Origin of the sequence: Paenibacillus germinis, assembly GCF_013141785.1 — a bacterium.
Classification (GTDB): domain Bacteria; phylum Bacillota; class Bacilli; order Paenibacillales; family NBRC-103111; genus Paenibacillus_E; species Paenibacillus_E phytorum.
This window is the reverse complement of the sequence record NZ_WHOC01000049.1, coordinates 1-17,433: the sequence shown is the minus strand read 5'-3', so window position 1 is coordinate 17,433 and position 17,433 is coordinate 1. Positions and strand designations below refer to the sequence as shown.

The window sequence follows — 17,433 nt, the reverse complement described above, 5'->3', positions numbered from 1 at the left end:
GATTGCGTTCATGGAGAAAGCGTGAAATCCGCGTCGGTGACGGCCGCGTAGGGGATGGTCACCGTTTGATTGCCCGTCTGATACTGCGTCTTTTCCGCAGTCACGGTATATTTGCCAGACAACTGGGAAGCCGTTAACGTATACTTGCCGTCCGTTCCCGTCGTGGCCGTCCCCAGCACCGTCGTCGATCCGTAAGCGTACAGTTTCACGGTCACGCCCGAGACCGGACTGCCGCTCGCGTTCACGACCTTGCCGCTGATCGGGTATTTTCCTTTCGCGATGCCGAAAACTCTCATTTCCGTCAAGAACACGTATTCCGAACCCGTTTTCTGATACCGGACATACCGATACGTGTTTGTAGTCGTCAGATCCAATCCCCATGTGGCTGTGGTGAAGGCCGTCGATCCCACGCTGCCCAATACCGTATAAGTCGCGAAAGTCGGATCATTGGACGCCTGAATTTCGAAATTTTTCCTTTCTCCGTCAAAAGTCGACGTCGGCCGGGCATCGATTTCGACCCGATTGATCAGGGACTCCGCTTGGAGATCGACCTGGATCCACGTGCTGGCCGTCGTTTTTCGGTTCCACCCGTTGGTGAACTGAACCCCTCCGTCAAAAGCCTGTGAAGGCGGATATACCTGGTCGTAGCCGGCTCCATCCGAGCTGGTGGACGGCTTATGGAGGGCAATATTGGTCACCGCGTTTTTGGATTTTTCGAAAACGGTTTTTGCATTCCGAAGGGCCATCATGGCATTTCCAAATTGCGACTTAGTGGCGTTTGGAGCCGCCAGAAGCGCTTCCAGGTCGTCGATCGCCTGCCCCAGGTATTCGGCCGCCCAAGTCGGATACTGATTCGTACCGCTGCCGATGGACGAGCCGTTCAGCAAGGCATTCGCCTCCGTGACATCCTGCTGCAGGGACGTATTCGTCAACAGCGCAGGTACCGCCCCCGTCCAAGTGACCGCTTCGTCCGTCACGTGAACGGCCTTGACTTCCGTCCGATTCCCGTAGACTTCGAACACCAGCATTTGCTGTGGCGAGCCGCCCGACGGCGTCGTAGATCCCGCGTTGACGAAAGTGCTCTCCGCGCGGAACATACCGGCGGATGAATGCATGTGACCGCTCGTGAAAATCACTTGCGGGTATTTCGCCAGAATGCTCTTCACCTTCGTCCACTGCCTGACTCCGTCCCGCCAGCCTTTGAGACCGTAACCGTTTGCAATGTACGTTCCGTTCACCGTCTCCTGCAACGGCTGATGGATGAATACGAAGATGGGCTTGTCGTAATCCGCGTTCTCCGCCAGCTTCGTCTCCAACCAGCTCAGCTGATTGTCGGAGAGGAAGACCTCGTCGCTGCCTTCGTTCTGTTCGGTTCCGAGGAAGATGAAGTGATGGTCCTCAATCCACGCGTCGGAATACATGGCTGGCATTCCCGTCTTTTGCTTGAAGCGCGCCTCAAGTTGGGCGAATGTGCCGGCCGTCGCTCTGACGTCGTGGTTTCCGATAACGTAATAGGCCGGAGGATGAGCGGTGGAATTCATAATCGACATCAGCGCGTCATACTGGGCGTCCGTGGACCCTTCCGTCAAATCTCCCGTGATGACGAATGCCTTGCAGTCCTGGCTCACCGAAATTTGCAGCTCAGTCGTGAGATTGGCCGAACCGGTCGGGATATGCGTATCGCTTGCCAAACAGAATTTGAACTTGAGCGCGTTCGCGTTCTCTGGCGTTCCAAATACCCTGAGCTCGGATAAGAAAGCGTAATCGATGCTTGTTTTGACGTATCGGATATACCGGTACGCGTTGGTGTTCGTTACCGTGAACACCTTTGAATCGCCAGTGAAGGCCGTTGTGCCTACTTCTCCCAATACCGCATAAGTGCCGTCGGCAAAGGTGGGGTCGTTAGAGCCGAGAATCTGGAACGTTTTTCTCTCGCCGTTGTACCAGGCATTTCCGTTATCGTCCAATCCGGGTCTCGCCACGACCTCCAGGCTGCTGATCACGTAGGCTCCCTGCAAGTCCACTTGCAGCCAAGGTTTGACCTTCGGCTTGTCGGCCCAGACGCCCGAGTCGGCGCTCCAGCCGTCGAATCTGGATACGACCCCGTTAAACGCTTTGTCCGGTCCCAGATTCGGATAGACGAGATCGGACCCTTCCGAAGCGGTTGCCGGCTTATTGAGCGCCACATTAACGGCTGCAAGCGAATCAGCGCTCGCCTTAGGCGCGAACGATGTGCCCAGCGCCCCGAATACCATAGCTATTGATACAAAAACTGCGATTAACGTTTTACTGATCTTCTTCATTACACCATCTCTCCCATCTTGTTTAACGAATAGGTTCCGGCCCATACAGCCGGGTCCAACACGATCCGAGATAACCGAATACTCGTTCTGAACGATGCTTCAAGCGGCCATGACCCGCGTGGAAATCCCCCCCCTCAAAACGTGATTAGACATGAAAAATCCCCTTGCGAGCTGAAGGTACTTGGCCCAACTAACGCCTTGTACTACGTTGACTGTCGCAAGAGGATCTTGTTGCCGTTGCTTGATTGCCTTCAGGTGTCTGTTGCCGGTTATCCCCCCAAACGTTCTTTGCCGCTGACGATTTGCTCCAGATGTTTCGTTTTGTATTCGCTGAAGGATACGCCCATTTTGACCTTGAACAGTTTGTAAAAATAATTGCTGTTTTCCATACCGATTTCGTTCAAAATATCGTTCAAATTCGTTATGCCGCGATTCATGAGCTCCGTCGCTTTTTTGAATCGGACATCGGTGATGTAATCCGCGACGGATTGGCCGTAGGCTTCCCGAAACAGCTTGCCGATATAGACCTTCGACATGTTCATCGTGTTCGCGATCTCTTCCAGGCACAGCATCTTGTCCTGGTAATTGCTCTCGATCAATTTGGCGATCGCGCCGGCCACCGCCGTGTTCCTTTTAGGCTTCTGTTCTTGCATGACGGTTGAAATATGGGCGAATAACCGATGGAACCGTTCGGTGATTTGCTCCAACGTTTCCATCCGGCTGATGTCCATCGTTAAGGCATTGAAATCGACGTGGAACTTGTTCACGCTGTTCCTCTCCAGCGTAATGACCGAATTGTAGGTCAAATAAATGATATAGAGGATGGCGGATACGATCGTATCATGCGAATAGCTCCTCAACTCGTCCGTGATTTCCGCGTACACCGCCGCCATGTCTTCGAATTTACCCGCCAAAATCGCGTCGAGAAATTGCTTCTCCTTAGCGGCGGATAATCGGTAAGCATCTGTGTTCTGCTTGGCGAGCGAACTCGGTTTCAGCAAGGCGCCATGATTGAAAATCAAACGGTATTGGGATATTTTGTACACTTCCTGATACGCTTGCTGGATCAGCGACAGATCAGCATGTACATATCCGATCGAAGCGGTAACCGATAATTTCAAATTTGCAGCGATCCAATGCTGAATGTCCTTGATCGCGTGCTCCAACTTATCCTGCTGCTCATCGGGGAAGCTGTCGGCGCCGCCTTGGAGCACCGATATCAGCCGATCTTCCCCCAGATCGACCGTTTCACAACGATATTCTTTCCTTAGCCATTCATTGACGGAGTTGGCGATCGCATATCGAAGAAGCGTCCGGTCCCGGTTGGAATAGCCGGCTTCCATTTCGGCGTAATGGTCCAACCTCCAGGAGAGGAGCAGGTAGCTCCGTCCGAATTCGAAATCGAAGTTATGTTTGGCGAATAGCGACTGTAGATGGGCGATCTCGTAGCTCGTCTGCGGATCGAGCAGCAGGCTGCTAAGCAGCTCGTTCCTCCGTTGGTACTCTCGGTCCCGCTCGGACGCCTCCAACAACTGCGCTTTATGATGCGTCACCGTGAAAGCTTGGGACAGCCAAGCCACTTCATCCATGTTTTTGCCGATCCGCTCGCCTTTCGTCAGGTTCTTGACACTTCCGACCAGGGTTCGGATCGGAGACGAAATTTTACTTGAAATCAAGAAAGACACCGCGAAGCCGATAAGGAGCAGCCCGACGCATAAGATCATCATTGTCCTTTTGATTCCATCGATCGGGCTGGTGATGACATCATACGGGGTGACATTGAAGAACTTCCAGCCGAGGACGTCCGATGAAACGAACGTCACCATCATTTTCTCCCCGTTGATCGTCGCTATGGAATATCCGCTGTCTTCATTTGACTGAAGAATGGACTGTACATAGTCCATTTTGGAGGTGTCCGTTAAAAATTGTTTGCCCCCGCTGATAATGAATCCTTTCTCGTCTACGATAAACGTGTTCGTATCCGGGATGCGGTTTTTCTCCTGTAGGGATTGGATGATGTGGTCCAGATACTCCCCCTTAACGTTAACGATGACGGCGCCCTCCGGCACGTTCTTGTTGGAGGTTAACTCATAAACCACGTATGTGAAAACATTAACCGTTTGAGGATTGCCGTCCGAGCTTCGCAGCTTTAATTCGAGTTTTCGCGGATAGGGTGTGAATTTTTTCCGATTCGGATTGACGGACAGCAGCATGTTTTCTTTAGCGTTCGTTCCGGGAGGATACTCGTAAGACGTATCTCCCACCCAATAGTATTGGTTGATTCGGCTGTTGTAGATATAAAAGGAATAAATGAACGAATTCGTCTGCATCAACCGGTTTAAGCGGTCCATGTTGATCAACAGCCGGGGGTCCTCTTCATGCTGGTACATGAGCTGAGTCACGTCGGGATCGCTGAAGACGGAGAATGCGAAATTTCTGGCGTTCTCATTCATGTAGTTCGCGCTGTAACTGATTTGGGACAGGATTTTTTTGTTTGCATCCGCCACCATGCGGAGCCCTGCATTCTCGAACACGGCATACAGACCGAAAGATGATCCGATGATCAAAATGACGAGAACGAACGTGAACGATAAAAACATTCGGGAAAACACGCTTTTGCGCGATTGAAAAAACAGGCCCATCAGGAACCCCTCCCACCTATCGGATGACTTCATATATCAAAGTCAACCTTTTATGGCTCCTACTGTCAATCCTTTCACGAAATATTTTTGGAAGAAGGAATAGACGAAAATGATCGGTCCGATCGCCAAAACCGCCGTCGCCATCCTCACCGTCTCGGCCGGGGCCGCGGAGGTTACGGTATTCACGGATGCATTGATGGCCTGAATGTTCTGGATAATCGTGATCAATAAATATTGCAGAGGCAGCAGTTCCCTGCTGTCGATATAAAGCAGCGCCAAAAACCAATCGTTCCAATAATTCAAGCTACTGAACAGGCCGATCGTGGCGAGCACGGGGGTCGATAGGGGCATCATGATTCGGAAAAACAACCTGTATTCCCCGATTCCGTCGATTTTGGCCGACTCGATGATTTCGGTCGGAATCGCCTTGAAGAAAGTGCGCAGCAAGAGCACGTACCAGGGCAGGATCAGATAGGGCAGGATCAAAGCCCCTATCGTGTCTTTCAAATGGAACACTTGCGACACGACGATATACGTGGGAACGAGCCCTCCGTTGAACAGCATGGTGAAGAACACGTAAAAAGAAATCGGACCTTTCCACTTGAAATCTATGCGGGACAGTGGATAGGCCAGCAAGCTGGACAACAGCAATGCCGAAATCGTCCCCGAAACTGTCACGAAAACGGTAACCCCGTAAGAACGCAAAAGCTGTTCGGGTTGATGCCACAAGTACCGGTAGGCAGCCGTGCTGAACTCTTTTGGGAAAACCATAAACCCGTGTTCCACCAGCGCATTCTCGCTCGAAAAGGAAGCGGAGACTACGATCACGAGCGGAAACACGCACAGAAAACCAACCAGCGACAATAAGACGATCAACAAAGCCTTGTTTAAGCCTTTAAGCAAAACGAAAGATTTCCCCACATTCATCACGTTCCTTCCCGAAATCTAAAACAGTGCGTTCTCTTTATCGATTTTCCGAACGATCAAATTCGCCAGGAGGACAAGCGCGAATCCGACAATGGCCTGATAAAATCCGGCAGCCGAAGCCATCCCGACATCCCCTGCTGAACGGAGCATCCGAAATACATAAGTGTCGATGACATCCGTCGTTGTATACAACATGCCGGAATCGCGCGTTACGTTGTAAAACAGGCCGAAATCCGCGTAAAAGATCCGTCCGATTTGCAAAAGCGTCATGATCGTGACGACTGGCGTCAACAAAGGCAACGTGATGAACCTGATCTGCTGCAACTTGCTTGCACCGTCTATTTTGGCCGCCTCGTAGTATTCGTCGCTGATTCCCAGAATAGCCGACAAATAGATGATCGAATAATAACCTGACGTTTTCCAAAGCATAACGACCAATAGGATTGCGGGCCAATACCGGGGTTCCATGTACCATTGCACCGGTTGAAGTCCCATCCCCGTCAACCAATTGTTGAGAAGTCCGTTTTCCATCTTAAGTACGGCAAAGACGATGTAACCGATCAGAACCCAAGACAGCAGATAAGGAAAAAACAAGGATGACTGCAGCAGTTTATTCGCCCATTTTTTTTTGACTTCATTCATCAGCAAAGCCAGAAGGACAGCGCTTACCGTGCCGCAAAAAATAAACAGGGCGTTAAGGTACAACGTGTTGAAGGTAATGCGCCAGGCGTCCGCGGACCCGAACAGGTATCGGAAATTGTCGATTCCAACCCATTCGCTGCCCCAAATCCCCTTGGTTGCCTTGAAATTTTTGAAAGCGATCACGATTCCGAACATAGGTAAATACGAAAACCCGAATAACAAGAGAATCCCAGGTATGGTCATGGATAATAGCGGAATGTTGTGACGGATAGAGGTTTTCATTTCTCCACTCCTTGCGGCAGTTATGATTTTATGCCCCCATCATAACAATCGCCTAATCGCAAAGAAACACCAATATCTAGATCACTTCGGCAATATGACAAGGTCGGCTACGATAAAATCGAAACATATTGACCAAAAAGTAAACAAGTCGTAAGAAAACCCTAGCCTGAGGCTAGGTCCAGACTGTCGACAAAGCCCTTGTTTTCAAGTCATCTAGCCTACAGGGGTACCGCCAACAATACGCGGAAAAAGTACGCTAAGGCATATTTATCTGGTAAAGCCGCCATACGCATAAAAACAGGTAACACTAATCCTTTGTTTGAACAATGGTGTTTAAAAGAAAATTGATGACATAGCTCAACAGCAGGCTGCCGTGGCAGCCTGCTAGTTTTATTAAAGTAACGTTTCCCGATAGTGCAGCAGCAAGAAGCTAATGCGGCGGCCTGTTCATTGTTATTGCATAGCCTATTAAAAATTGAAATGCAATTATTGCCCTATCAATGTTATCAGCTTTTCTTTGGTATCCGTTTTAGCATTCGGGGTAATTACGGAGAGTATCCAATCTGGATGTTCCACTAGTAAAAAACTATTATATTTCAAAGTCAACAGCCCTGCTCTCGAATGGTAAATCTCCTTCTTCCCTTCAGGTATACTGAACACTTCGTGTTGTTGCCACCATTCTTCAAATTCTGGACTAGTTTCTTTCAGTTTCTCCACCATTTCGTTATACCAAGGGTCCTCGATATTTTTGGCAAAATAACTCCTAAATTGGGCCAATAGCCTCTTAGCCATAGGCTCCCAGTCAACAAATAAACGGCGATATTCATAGTCGTTAAACATCCGCCAAATAAGTTTCGTCCCAAATGATCCATTACGAAAAAGTTTCCGAAAAGTTCACAACCTATTTGATTCCATGCTATTATGTTCCATCGTTTCCCGATAATGTAGGCTTGACAAACTTTTAATTCGTCAAGCACTTGTTGTAACGACGGAGAGATCGTTTCTTGTATTAAAGTTGTTGGCTCATTGGTCAACCACTGATTGGCCAGGGCAAATAAATAGTTTCGTTCGTCGCTATCAAGCTGCAAAGATCGGGCCAATCTTTCCAAGTCTTGTTCGGATACGCGGATAGGGGTTCTTGTGCAAGGATTTAAAAAAGTTCGCAGTTACCCGACAAACTATACTTTGTCTATGCCATTAAACCAAATATCTTATTTAGCCATTCAACAGCAGTGAGGACAGTCGAATTATCATCGGCCTGCCCTTTCCTTATCATATGTAAAGCCTCAATTCCATTTAACGTCTGATCCGCTGTACATGAAGATCGCCTATCATCTCTTAACTCGCAACGAAGATTACAGAGATTTAGGTGCTGATTATTTTGAAAAACGTCAGCAAGATCTCATCGTCAAACAATCCGTTCGTAGACTAGAGAATCTTGGTTTTACAGTAACAATCGCTGCTCCCGACGCCTCATAATACCTCGCTCATATTAAAACATGAGACGCAGCCTTTTGAAAAAAACGTCATAGCTGCGCCTAGTTTCGTATTGCCATTTTAGTTCTCTGCTATGTGAGATTTTCAGGGTAGTTGTCAGTACGTCCACGAACCCACTCACTTATTTGAATAGCCACTTCGTTTACCCCCGCTTTAGAAGTATCGGCAATTGGCATCGGTGATGCGTATGCTTTGTCAGCATTTTCAAGCAACCACTTTGCAAAAGATTTATGATCTTGAATCAAATCATCTGACCAATTCCTTGCACGTAATCGTAATTCACGGGTTTCATCGTCACAGTGCAAGTTCAAATAGTAAATATTCTTGAAGTATTGGTAATCATCACACTTTTGAACATCCCAAGGCATCATTGTTCCGCATATTATTGATATACGCCCACTCTCGGCTATATTTCTTGCAACTCGATTTTGAGGTCCATGGTTCTTCCCCCTTGAAAACAATTGATTATCTTCTACCTCGCGGCAAATTGCTCCCTGATCATTGAACTATCGTTCCCGTTAGTTTAACAAAGGCTGGCAGAGAAAAACCATAATGTCTATAGTCGACTCAGTTACCTTTTTTTGATAGACCTCAATCCAGACATTTGGCAAAGCGCTCCGTCATTTGAATGCCTCTGTGCCAATCTGTTCCTCCGTCTTCAATCGTCCAGCACGCCTCCAGCACACCTCGCGCCACACCCCACATCGCGATTCGGCGAGGGTCAAGACCAAGGCGATCGGCCATAATCGCGATCCGGCCCCGCAGCACCTGCTCGCAGTCACCGCCCCGATCCTCGTAGTTAAGCAGATACTGGATCGTATCAAAATGGATGTCGCCGATGATACCTTTAGGGTCAATAACAGCCCATTGCTCTTCGTCTTGGCGAAGAATGTTATCATGATGCAGATCGCCATGCAGTAAGAGATTCTCACTCGTGGTCGCAATGAGATACTCCAGACATTCTTCGGCATTCTCCACCCAGCTCGGAGGTAATGGAACGGCAACGTTCATGTCGTTGAATCGCTCGCGGTATCGCTCGATTGCCGCGAAGTGCTGCTTCATTGACGGGTACAGACTGCCAGTTGGTGCCGGAAGGTGAAGGCGGCGAAATACTTCACAAAAGATATCCGTTGCAAGCGCATCATTCTCAATTGTCGACAAAGGCGTGCCAGGCTCGGCATCCTCCAACAGTGCAACTCCCCATTCCTCGTCTGCATCAAGCACATGAATCGCCCCCCGGCCCTCATAAGCGCGAAGAACACTAACTTCTCTAGAAAGCTCGCCCTTCATGAAAGATGATTTAAGGACGACTCGCTTCCCGTCGCTGCGCGTTGCGCGGAGCACGAAGTTATAGGATAAATTGGAAAACGGAGCTTGAGGGCTAAAGTCAAAACGGCTTGCACAGTCGGTGATTAGCCTAGGCAGCGCCTCCGACCAGGCGACACCTTGCTCACCGTGGAGTTCGTGCATTCTTTTAATAAATGTATCGGGGATCACAGTCATGCCGGAATGACTCCTTTCAGATATGTAGTCATTTAAAAGAGGAACTGAGGAACTGTTACTTTACAAACTCCTACTCTACTACAGTTATGCGTTAGCTTAAGTTAAAAGCTGGTTTTAGCTCATAGTTTTCTTCGTCAATTCAATAACTGATTGAATGAACGGTAATTTCAACTGGGTATATGTCGATCTATCTTCAAATTATAGGGAAGCCAAATGCTTCTTAAGTTGAGAATACCCTACTACTTTCTCTGGATGCGATCTGAGGTAGTTCCGGAATAAAAGGTTATTGGGCAATAGTAACCCGTTAGACTATTCCTTAATAAAATTGATTTGAAATTACAGCGTTTTCCGCATGAATTCCATAATATGCTTTTCTTTAAAACCTAGGCTGTCATACAGATTTCTGGCATTATTCCCGACAACACACCAAAGGTCGACGTTTGCACTGCCACGCTGATAGATCTCGTTGCATAGAAACATAACAAACTTTCTTCCGATCCCAAGCCCCTGTAAGTCTGTACGGACGGAGATACTGCTGAGTTCATTACCGGAAAGATGGCTATAAGCGACGATTTCTCCATTTATTTCGTAAACAAATCGGTCCTCCACATCCTTTTTCCAAGCTTTTCGTTCTTTTTCACTAGGCTGGGCAATCACAGAATCGGGAAAGCACCCGACACGGACGCGCATTTCATGAAATGCTGTGGCATACAGTGACTGACTGGCCAGATAGTCTACGTTCGTATACTGCCTCACCGGAAGCTCCTCCAGGGGAAAGGGGGCGCCGGTTCGCTGCATTAAAGCCGATGAAAAGTATTTGTCATAACCAAGCTTGCGTGAAAACGTAAGAGATGATGGATGACCGGCACGAAAGGAACTCCTGACTAATTGGGTTCCGCCAGCCAGCAATTTGGTTTCAGCATACTTTACCATTGCAGATCCGATTCCTTGCTTTCGAAACGATGGATCGACAAACACAGTTAAATAGGACTGAGCTGCAGGCTCGTTCACTTGGGCCAGTGCAACAAGCTTATTCTCGATGACCGCGGTAATAAACAATTCCGGTTCTTCAGCAAGCACCCGAAGGATGTTTTCACCCACGTCGACGTCATAACTTAATAATGCTTTTGCGACATTATAATCTTTTTCAATGAGTTGCTCGTATCTGATATTTGCTATATTCATCAGCCTTCGATTCCTCCGTTATTAGCGGTGTAACGACACAACTCTCGTTTCCCGTTCGCAATATGCGTATTATGGTCTTTGTATTTTGACTTTCTATTAAGTTATCAATCTTCTGTTCTAATCTTCTCAATTAGTCATTTGTAAGTTTACTCCTATAGACCATTCCCTTAATAAATCTATAGAAAAGAAAGAAAAACAGTAGGATTAATCTAAAGAAACTAACTGGATAATAGAAGATGACCAAGAATTAGACAACGTCACTCTCTTTTGAATTGGATACAATTCTAGAAATATTCGCCAAATCCATTTGATATCCTTTTATCCATACACGTAGAGTTGATGAGCGAACCTGCCCTTTAACGCGGCAACTAATCTGCCCGTTAGTGGAATGACCCACCGTATATTTATTATGTCTCTTTGTCTGCAATCGGACGATATTCTTGGCCTGGTTCGGCAATCGGATCATATTCTTGTCACACGACAAGTATTATTTTCAGTCAAGAACTCTAATTTTATTGGACATTATGATGAAAGGGGCCACCTAAACAGCAGCCCCTTTATTTTAGAGTGGGAAGGTTATGATTTAAATAATTCAATATTTATCAGCGTGCTTGAGCTTTTCCAGCTATCAAAAGTGCAAGAAGAGCTTTTCTTGTCTCCTCTCCATATATACCGTCCGCCTTCTTTTGCATCTTTGTTTGCACTGATTTGATTGCTTCGACCGTTTCTTTTCCATAGTGACTGTCCGCACCGCTGACAGGAAGCTGCTCTCCGACTAGCAAGAGCGCTTCCTGTAATTGTTTCACTTTAGAACCCGATGATCCGGGCTTCAGAACTCCCTCAGGCAATACCGGAACCTGTGGATGTTCTGACGGCTTTGGAGTGATGGCTGACTTTGCACTCTCTGCAGGTTTGGTTCTCTCCGCTGTTTTTGAGCTCTCGATCGGCTTCTTTTCCTCCGCTGTAACCTGAACGGGAATGGTCTCTTCCTTGGGAAGAATGACCTCCTTACTGGTTAAGACATTAAAGGGCTTTAATTGCAACAATTGAACGACCGGGTCACCTCGTTTATTTCCAATCTCAATGTTAGATCTTAGTCCGCGCTTTTTCATCTCATCTACGTTCATATACAGCTTGCCTTCAACCGTATCGAAATCATGACGGATAGGTAGACTAGTATACATCTTCTTACCAATACCTAATTCTTCTAACCAAACGATTTGAAATCCGACTTTTTTGCCATTTTTATAAAGATCGAATGTCAAATTAATGTTCGGTAATGTCCCAGTAATTTTCGTTTGATTCGAAACAGTTACCTCTAACTCCTTTTTAGGTGTAAGTTCGATTCTGTCTACTGAGATTTCGACTGGAATGTTCTTGGAGTCCAAGAATATGCTTTCCTTGGGCTTCCTACCACCGAAGATGTTGTCGGCTCGCCAATAGATGTCACTAGTTTTTTCCATAGGCAGACCGAATGCCGCTTCCGCATCTTTATAAACCAGAGGATCATGCTTATCGATATCGTATTTTCCGTCCTTCTCGATATAATTTTCAAAGCGGTTTTTCATAAATAAGTAGATTTCTATTTCTTTAGGAGTGATATACCCTTTCGAAACCTCATCCAAAACAAGCTGTTCGTGCTTGGTTCCAGGTGGTATCAACTCTTTAGCCTTCTTCATATCTTCATCGGTTGCAACAGGTGTTGCGATAGCCGGCTTGACCTGTTCGGAAGGTTGATCTGATTGTTCAGACGAAGCTTTTGCAATAACCGGATGCTGCTCCATTTCCTCAGGTGAGCTAGAGCATGCGGAAAGATACTCGCTAAGATGTTCGCCCTCGTAATTAGGGAGATTCTTGTAATTGCCCCGGGCTATGCCGTTCATCGTATATACACTTCCGGAAGATTTCAGGTGGACCACACTTGGCCCGAAACCGCTGCTGGGACAGCCCAAATAATCTCCATAGGTTGTCTTGAAAACGTGAAAATCGGGGTGATTTCTCAAAGCCAGACGAATCTGCTCCGATGCCTTATCCTTTTCTGCATCTTGAGGAGGCTTTATTGGCTCGCTCTCACTGCATGCTGTCATAATAAGCGCTGCAGTTGCGAGGATAGCAGCCGCTTTTTGTTTTACCGAGAAGAACATGATGTGTACCCCTTTGCATTATGACTTGGCCATTTAGTTTGGGTATGATTCCAATTACGCTATGCTGCTCGTTGTTTTATATTACATATTGCCAAATCAATTTATTTTTGATCATAAATCGTCAGTCGTACGGAAAATCGTCAACTGTATATAAATAAGTAGAGTAGACTGAGTCTCATAAAATACAAAATAGCAGTCCAAAACTCTAGACTGCCACACTTGATTTTAACTCGTTCTTTAGAACGATGCGTGATCTATTTCACAAGTTTAATACTGAAAGTACCAACTGCTTGTTTATTGACCGAATTTACTGAGCCATTGATATAGTCGCCGGAAATGCTTCCTACAAAATTAACAAATTCATAGTTGGATGGTTGGATAATCCATTTGACTCCTGTCAGAGTAATAGCATTCGTAGCTTTATTGTAATCAACGAGAGTAGTGTACTTACCTAATGGAACATTGGGGTTATTGCTCGTAGGCCCAAATTCAAACGTTGCAACTTGTCCATCGATCGTAATGGTTACGCTTGTGTCACTTTGATTAGCGGTATATGTTCCCTGCCATTTGGAATGTAATACATCCGATGTTTCTGTAGTTGGTTTTGTATTGTCCTTGTTGGGTACACCTGCGGATGTGTTATTACTTGTAATTTCGACGGTTTGAGTACCATTGTTCCATTTGACGGATGCTCCCAAAGCTTCTGCGACAGCCTTTGCTGAAACATAGCTATGGCCATCATAAACAATCGGATACATCATTCCGTCTTCACTGGACATGTCAACAGTGTGACCATTAACCGTTACATGTAAAGCAGCATTTTGGTAGGCCGAGATTTGTTTCAATGTTGAATCAGCGTACGCAGCAAGGGATGCAGCTGTGAGCAGCATAGTCGATAGTGTGATTGTTGCTATAACTTTCTTCTTGGAAAATTTCACTGTTAGTTCTCTCCTTATGATGTTGTATGCTTTATACGAAATTTATATCGGCAGAAAATAATTAAAAGTGAATAGTAAGCTTTGTTTATAACCATGCATAACTGAGTTAAGAAAGGCAATCTAGTCTAGTTCATTAGCCTTTTTCGGCCCACCTTGCCACTTTATCTTATTCTCTACACTGGGAAGAAAAAAGGCTGCCTGTTAAAGTAATATATCAGCGAAATCAGCTACTGGCCACCACGCTATACTGCCCGTTAACATTCCTGTAGGTGTTAGTAGATTGAATTTGCAGAAAAAAGAACGCCTCGCTACGATGAGTATGTACTGGGTTGCAGCCCTCAGAACTCACCTTGGGAGGCGTTATCATGAAGTCTAATCCAATTAAGTCTCAAAATCAACGTGTAGAACGAATCTGCACTACTACTCTGGTCATAGGCATCGACATTGCCAAGGAGAAACACGCAGCACAAGCCATTAATTTTCGAGGTGTTGTCCTCACCAAGCGCCCTATTCTATTTTCGAATGACATTGCCGGATATGAGCATTTAGAACAAAGCATTCGGAAATTACAGAAGATTCATGGCATGAATGACGTCGTTGTGGGAATGAAGAGCACCGGTCACTACTGGTTCAATATTGCCAACTGGTTGGTGGATCAGGGCATTGATGTGGCTCTTGTCAATCCAATGACAACAAAACGCAATAAGGAAAACAGAGATAACTCACCTTCCAAGAACGACCCAAAAGATGCTCTGGTCATCGCCGATGCGGTGAGCCGTGGGTTCTACACGCCCTTCTCTCCAAAGGATGAAGCATTCCGCCGCATACGGGTTATGGTTACAAATAGAGAGCACTGGGTTGTTAAATCAGGACGGATTAAGAATAGAATCCACCGCTGGCTCGATATCCGGTTTCCAGAATACAGACAAGCATTTGATGATATTTTTAGCGACCGTTCGTTGGCCACTTTACGCCGGTTCCCAGCCCCTTCTGACCTATTGCAGCTAACTCCGGAGCAAATGGTACAGATCTGGGGTGAGTATATGGCCAGACCTGGCGGGGTGCGAGGTAAGAACAAGGCGATGGAACTTCATTCACTCGCTAGACATAGCGTAGGAGACACTACTGCCCTTGAAGAAGACAAATGGGAGCTAATGCACCTCATCGAAGAGTATGAAAGAATCTGCCGAATCATTGATGAAGCGGACGAGATGATTGAAAAGATACTGCCTGAAATTCCCTTTTCAGATCTCGTTCGATCTGTCGGTGCTTCCGTTCCTGCAACGGCTGCCATATTGGCATTTGGCGGGGACTTACGTAAGCTATCTCACGGAAATCAATTATTACGCAAGGCAGGATTGAACTTAGCAGAACGAAGTTCAGGCAAGTATAAAGGGCAAATTAAGCTCACCAAACGAGGCAACTCACTACTGCGCAAACATCTCTACTTCACTGTGTTTCACCTGTTATCTTTCAATGGAGCGTTCCAAGCCATGCATGCGCACAATACCTAAGTGAAAAGAATGACGAAAATGCAGTCCATGATGAAGCTGATTGGGAAACTTGCACGGATGCTTGTAGCCATGGCAAGAGAAGGACAAACATTCTCCATGGACAAGGCCCAGCTACCGTTAGCAGCATAAAAAAGTAAATCATAACCCTGACACGTGGATTGGCTCATTCGCAGCATCTCACAAAGAAAGCACGGAGTACCGAGATTTTTACGCTTTAGGGCATAGACCCGTTCCGTTAACGTTGATCGGACTCCACACCTTGGATAGATAGGACGAAGGAATGTGAGGGCAAAGACCCGTCGAGATTTGGGAGAGTGAATCCCCAAGGACCTTGTGGAGAGAAGCGTGCAGCATACCATTTTTATGGAAGATGTTGTAAAGAAGTTCAGCACCTTCTGTTCCCGTATGCGCTCTAACGGAACTACCTGCCCCACAAGACCCAAACAACTGAACTCCTATTTACCATGCATATTGAAATCCTGCGAATGAGCGAGCATTCGTGAGAAAATCCTTATTCTATGAGGGAGCGTAACGCGACTACCGTAACTTGCCGGCGTTGTTATTTAGCTCCCCCGCCAGTTAAATCAACCAGAAACTGACGTGATCAAGATCACTTAACTATCCATATCTTAGCGCGATCCCCAATATTCAAAAGCTACATATCAATCTTCAAACCCTCGTAAGCAGTATTATCGTCATTGACTTACCTTTCTCTTCCCCCACGGTTTTAGATATGAGATCGCGGTTAAAAAGACTAATATTGCTAACACTAATACGCTTCCAGTCAGTATCATTTTTTGACTATGAAGGTATTCGGGATTGTACATGGGTTCAAGCTCTTTTAGAGAAAGCGCATTTAATGCCTTTTCAATCCACGTACCAATAAAAATACTACCAAAGAAAATCGTCATCAAATTACCGACCCACTTCGCGATAATCCAGTAATGTGTGGTGATCCCCCACGCTCCGACAGCTAGCCAAATACCAGTTGCCAAACTCCCTAAAGCCCCTGGAACAATTAAGTAATAGTCAAAATATTTGATGAAATAATGAGCAGCATAAATAAGTTCGCGATCTTTTAAATAGAGTGTAAATAGTGTTAGGACGAAATTACCTAACACCCCTGTAAAATACATAATCACAAAGAGAACATGGAAGATTACCCACCATTTTTTCCGTTTTGCATCTAATCTGGTAGCCCTCAATTTGCCAACCAAGATTACTGATCCCGCAATTAGTATAACCATTAATAATGTCCACAAAAAAGCAATCATGAAAATCTGACCCCTCGCCCATAAATTTTACTTGCAACGGTTTGCAAGTTTTATCTTACAGGTCAATTACTGACAACAATGTGTCAGTGTTAAAAATAATATCATTGATATTATCCTGCCCGTTACTTCAACAGACAAAGGCAGCCGATCGTGTGTCGGCTGCCATAATGTCGTGATTGAACTATAGTTTCCGTTAGCGTAATCGACCACGAGTTCAATACTTTAGAAATTCATCAGTTGTTTTCACTTAAGGAAGACCATTTTTGGAAAATAATAATCAATTCTTCTAAGTTATTACTTCCGCCTCTACCCCTAAATAAATTATCACTAACATCACAGTAAACCCAATCAAGATCAGAACGATCCACCTTCAATGTTTCGAAATTGATATCTTCAAGATGTGTTCCTTCCAATCGGATGTCAATAGCCCATCCAGGGTTATCAAGAGTTGTAATTTTAATTCCGTAACCATGCTCCCAATCCCCGTCACAATTATCTGTATACCAGTTTTCCAACCATTTTAATACATTCATCCATAAACCTCCCTTAAGGTATCTCCCCTATTCCACAGCGTAACTTCAT

The 17,433-nt window shown here is 46.0% G+C and carries 12 protein-coding genes and 1 pseudogene; 1 reads left to right on the top strand and 12 read right to left on the bottom strand.

The features are described from left to right. Nucleotides 1-8 precede the first annotated feature (8 nt). The 10 genes and pseudogenes from GC102_RS10530 to GC102_RS10475 all read right to left on the bottom strand — a co-directional run bounded on the left by GC102_RS10530 (nt 9) and on the right by GC102_RS10475 (nt 14,063). Nucleotides 9-2,303 (bottom strand): discoidin domain-containing protein, encoded by a 2,295-nt coding sequence (locus GC102_RS10530; RefSeq protein WP_171689480.1) that lies wholly within the window; start codon nt 2,301-2,303, stop codon nt 9-11. Between the two features lie 269 nt (nt 2,304-2,572). Then, nucleotides 2,573-4,945 (bottom strand): helix-turn-helix domain-containing protein, encoded by a 2,373-nt coding sequence (locus tag GC102_RS10525; RefSeq protein ID WP_171689479.1) that lies wholly within the window; start codon nt 4,943-4,945, stop codon nt 2,573-2,575. A 42-nt stretch (nt 4,946-4,987) separates the two neighbouring features. Continuing rightward, the gene (locus tag GC102_RS10520; RefSeq protein WP_171689478.1) at nt 4,988-5,872 is read right to left on the bottom strand and encodes a carbohydrate ABC transporter permease; all 885 of its coding nucleotides are present in this window, start codon (nt 5,870-5,872) and stop codon (nt 4,988-4,990) included. Between the two features lie 18 nt (nt 5,873-5,890). Continuing rightward, nucleotides 5,891-6,796, bottom strand: coding sequence for an ABC transporter permease (locus GC102_RS10515; RefSeq protein ID WP_246320852.1), 906 nt, complete (start codon nt 6,794-6,796; stop codon nt 5,891-5,893). Between the two features lie 486 nt (nt 6,797-7,282). Then, nucleotides 7,283-7,773: pseudogene (locus GC102_RS39385) on the bottom strand (MmyB family transcriptional regulator). A gap of 591 nt (nt 7,774-8,364) precedes the next feature. Further along, a complete protein-coding gene (locus GC102_RS10500; protein WP_171689475.1) occupies nt 8,365-8,664 on the bottom strand; it encodes a DEAD/DEAH box helicase family protein in 300 nt (99 codons plus the stop codon). 220 nt (nt 8,665-8,884) lie between these two features. Continuing rightward, entirely contained in the window at nt 8,885-9,796 is a 912-nt protein-coding gene (locus tag GC102_RS10495; RefSeq protein ID WP_171689474.1) for an aminoglycoside phosphotransferase family protein, read from the bottom strand. A 336-nt stretch (nt 9,797-10,132) separates the two neighbouring features. After that, nucleotides 10,133-10,981, bottom strand: a complete 849-nt coding sequence (locus tag GC102_RS10485) for a GNAT family N-acetyltransferase (RefSeq protein WP_171689472.1) — start codon at nt 10,979-10,981, stop codon at nt 10,133-10,135. Between the two features lie 602 nt (nt 10,982-11,583). Then, complete coding sequence (locus GC102_RS10480; RefSeq protein WP_171689471.1) at nt 11,584-13,125, bottom strand: peptidoglycan-binding domain-containing protein; 1,542 nt, start codon at nt 13,123-13,125, stop codon at nt 11,584-11,586. Between the two features lie 254 nt (nt 13,126-13,379). After that, entirely contained in the window at nt 13,380-14,063 is a 684-nt protein-coding gene (locus tag GC102_RS10475; RefSeq protein WP_312883226.1) for a stalk domain-containing protein, read from the bottom strand. A 365-nt stretch (nt 14,064-14,428) separates the two neighbouring features. Here GC102_RS10475 and GC102_RS10470 point away from each other — a divergent pair, with 365 nt between their 5' ends. Beyond that, entirely contained in the window at nt 14,429-15,577 is a 1,149-nt protein-coding gene (locus GC102_RS10470; protein WP_246320851.1) for an IS110 family RNA-guided transposase, read from the top strand. 695 nt (nt 15,578-16,272) lie between these two features. Here GC102_RS10470 and GC102_RS10465 read toward each other — a convergent pair. After that, a complete protein-coding gene (locus GC102_RS10465; RefSeq protein WP_171689470.1) occupies nt 16,273-16,851 on the bottom strand; it encodes a DUF2269 domain-containing protein in 579 nt (192 codons plus the stop codon). Nucleotides 16,852-17,084: 233 nt separating this feature from the next. After that, the gene (locus GC102_RS10460) at nt 17,085-17,384 is read right to left on the bottom strand and encodes an immunity 53 family protein (RefSeq protein WP_171689469.1); all 300 of its coding nucleotides are present in this window, start codon (nt 17,382-17,384) and stop codon (nt 17,085-17,087) included. Between the last annotated feature and the right edge of the window lie 49 nt (nt 17,385-17,433).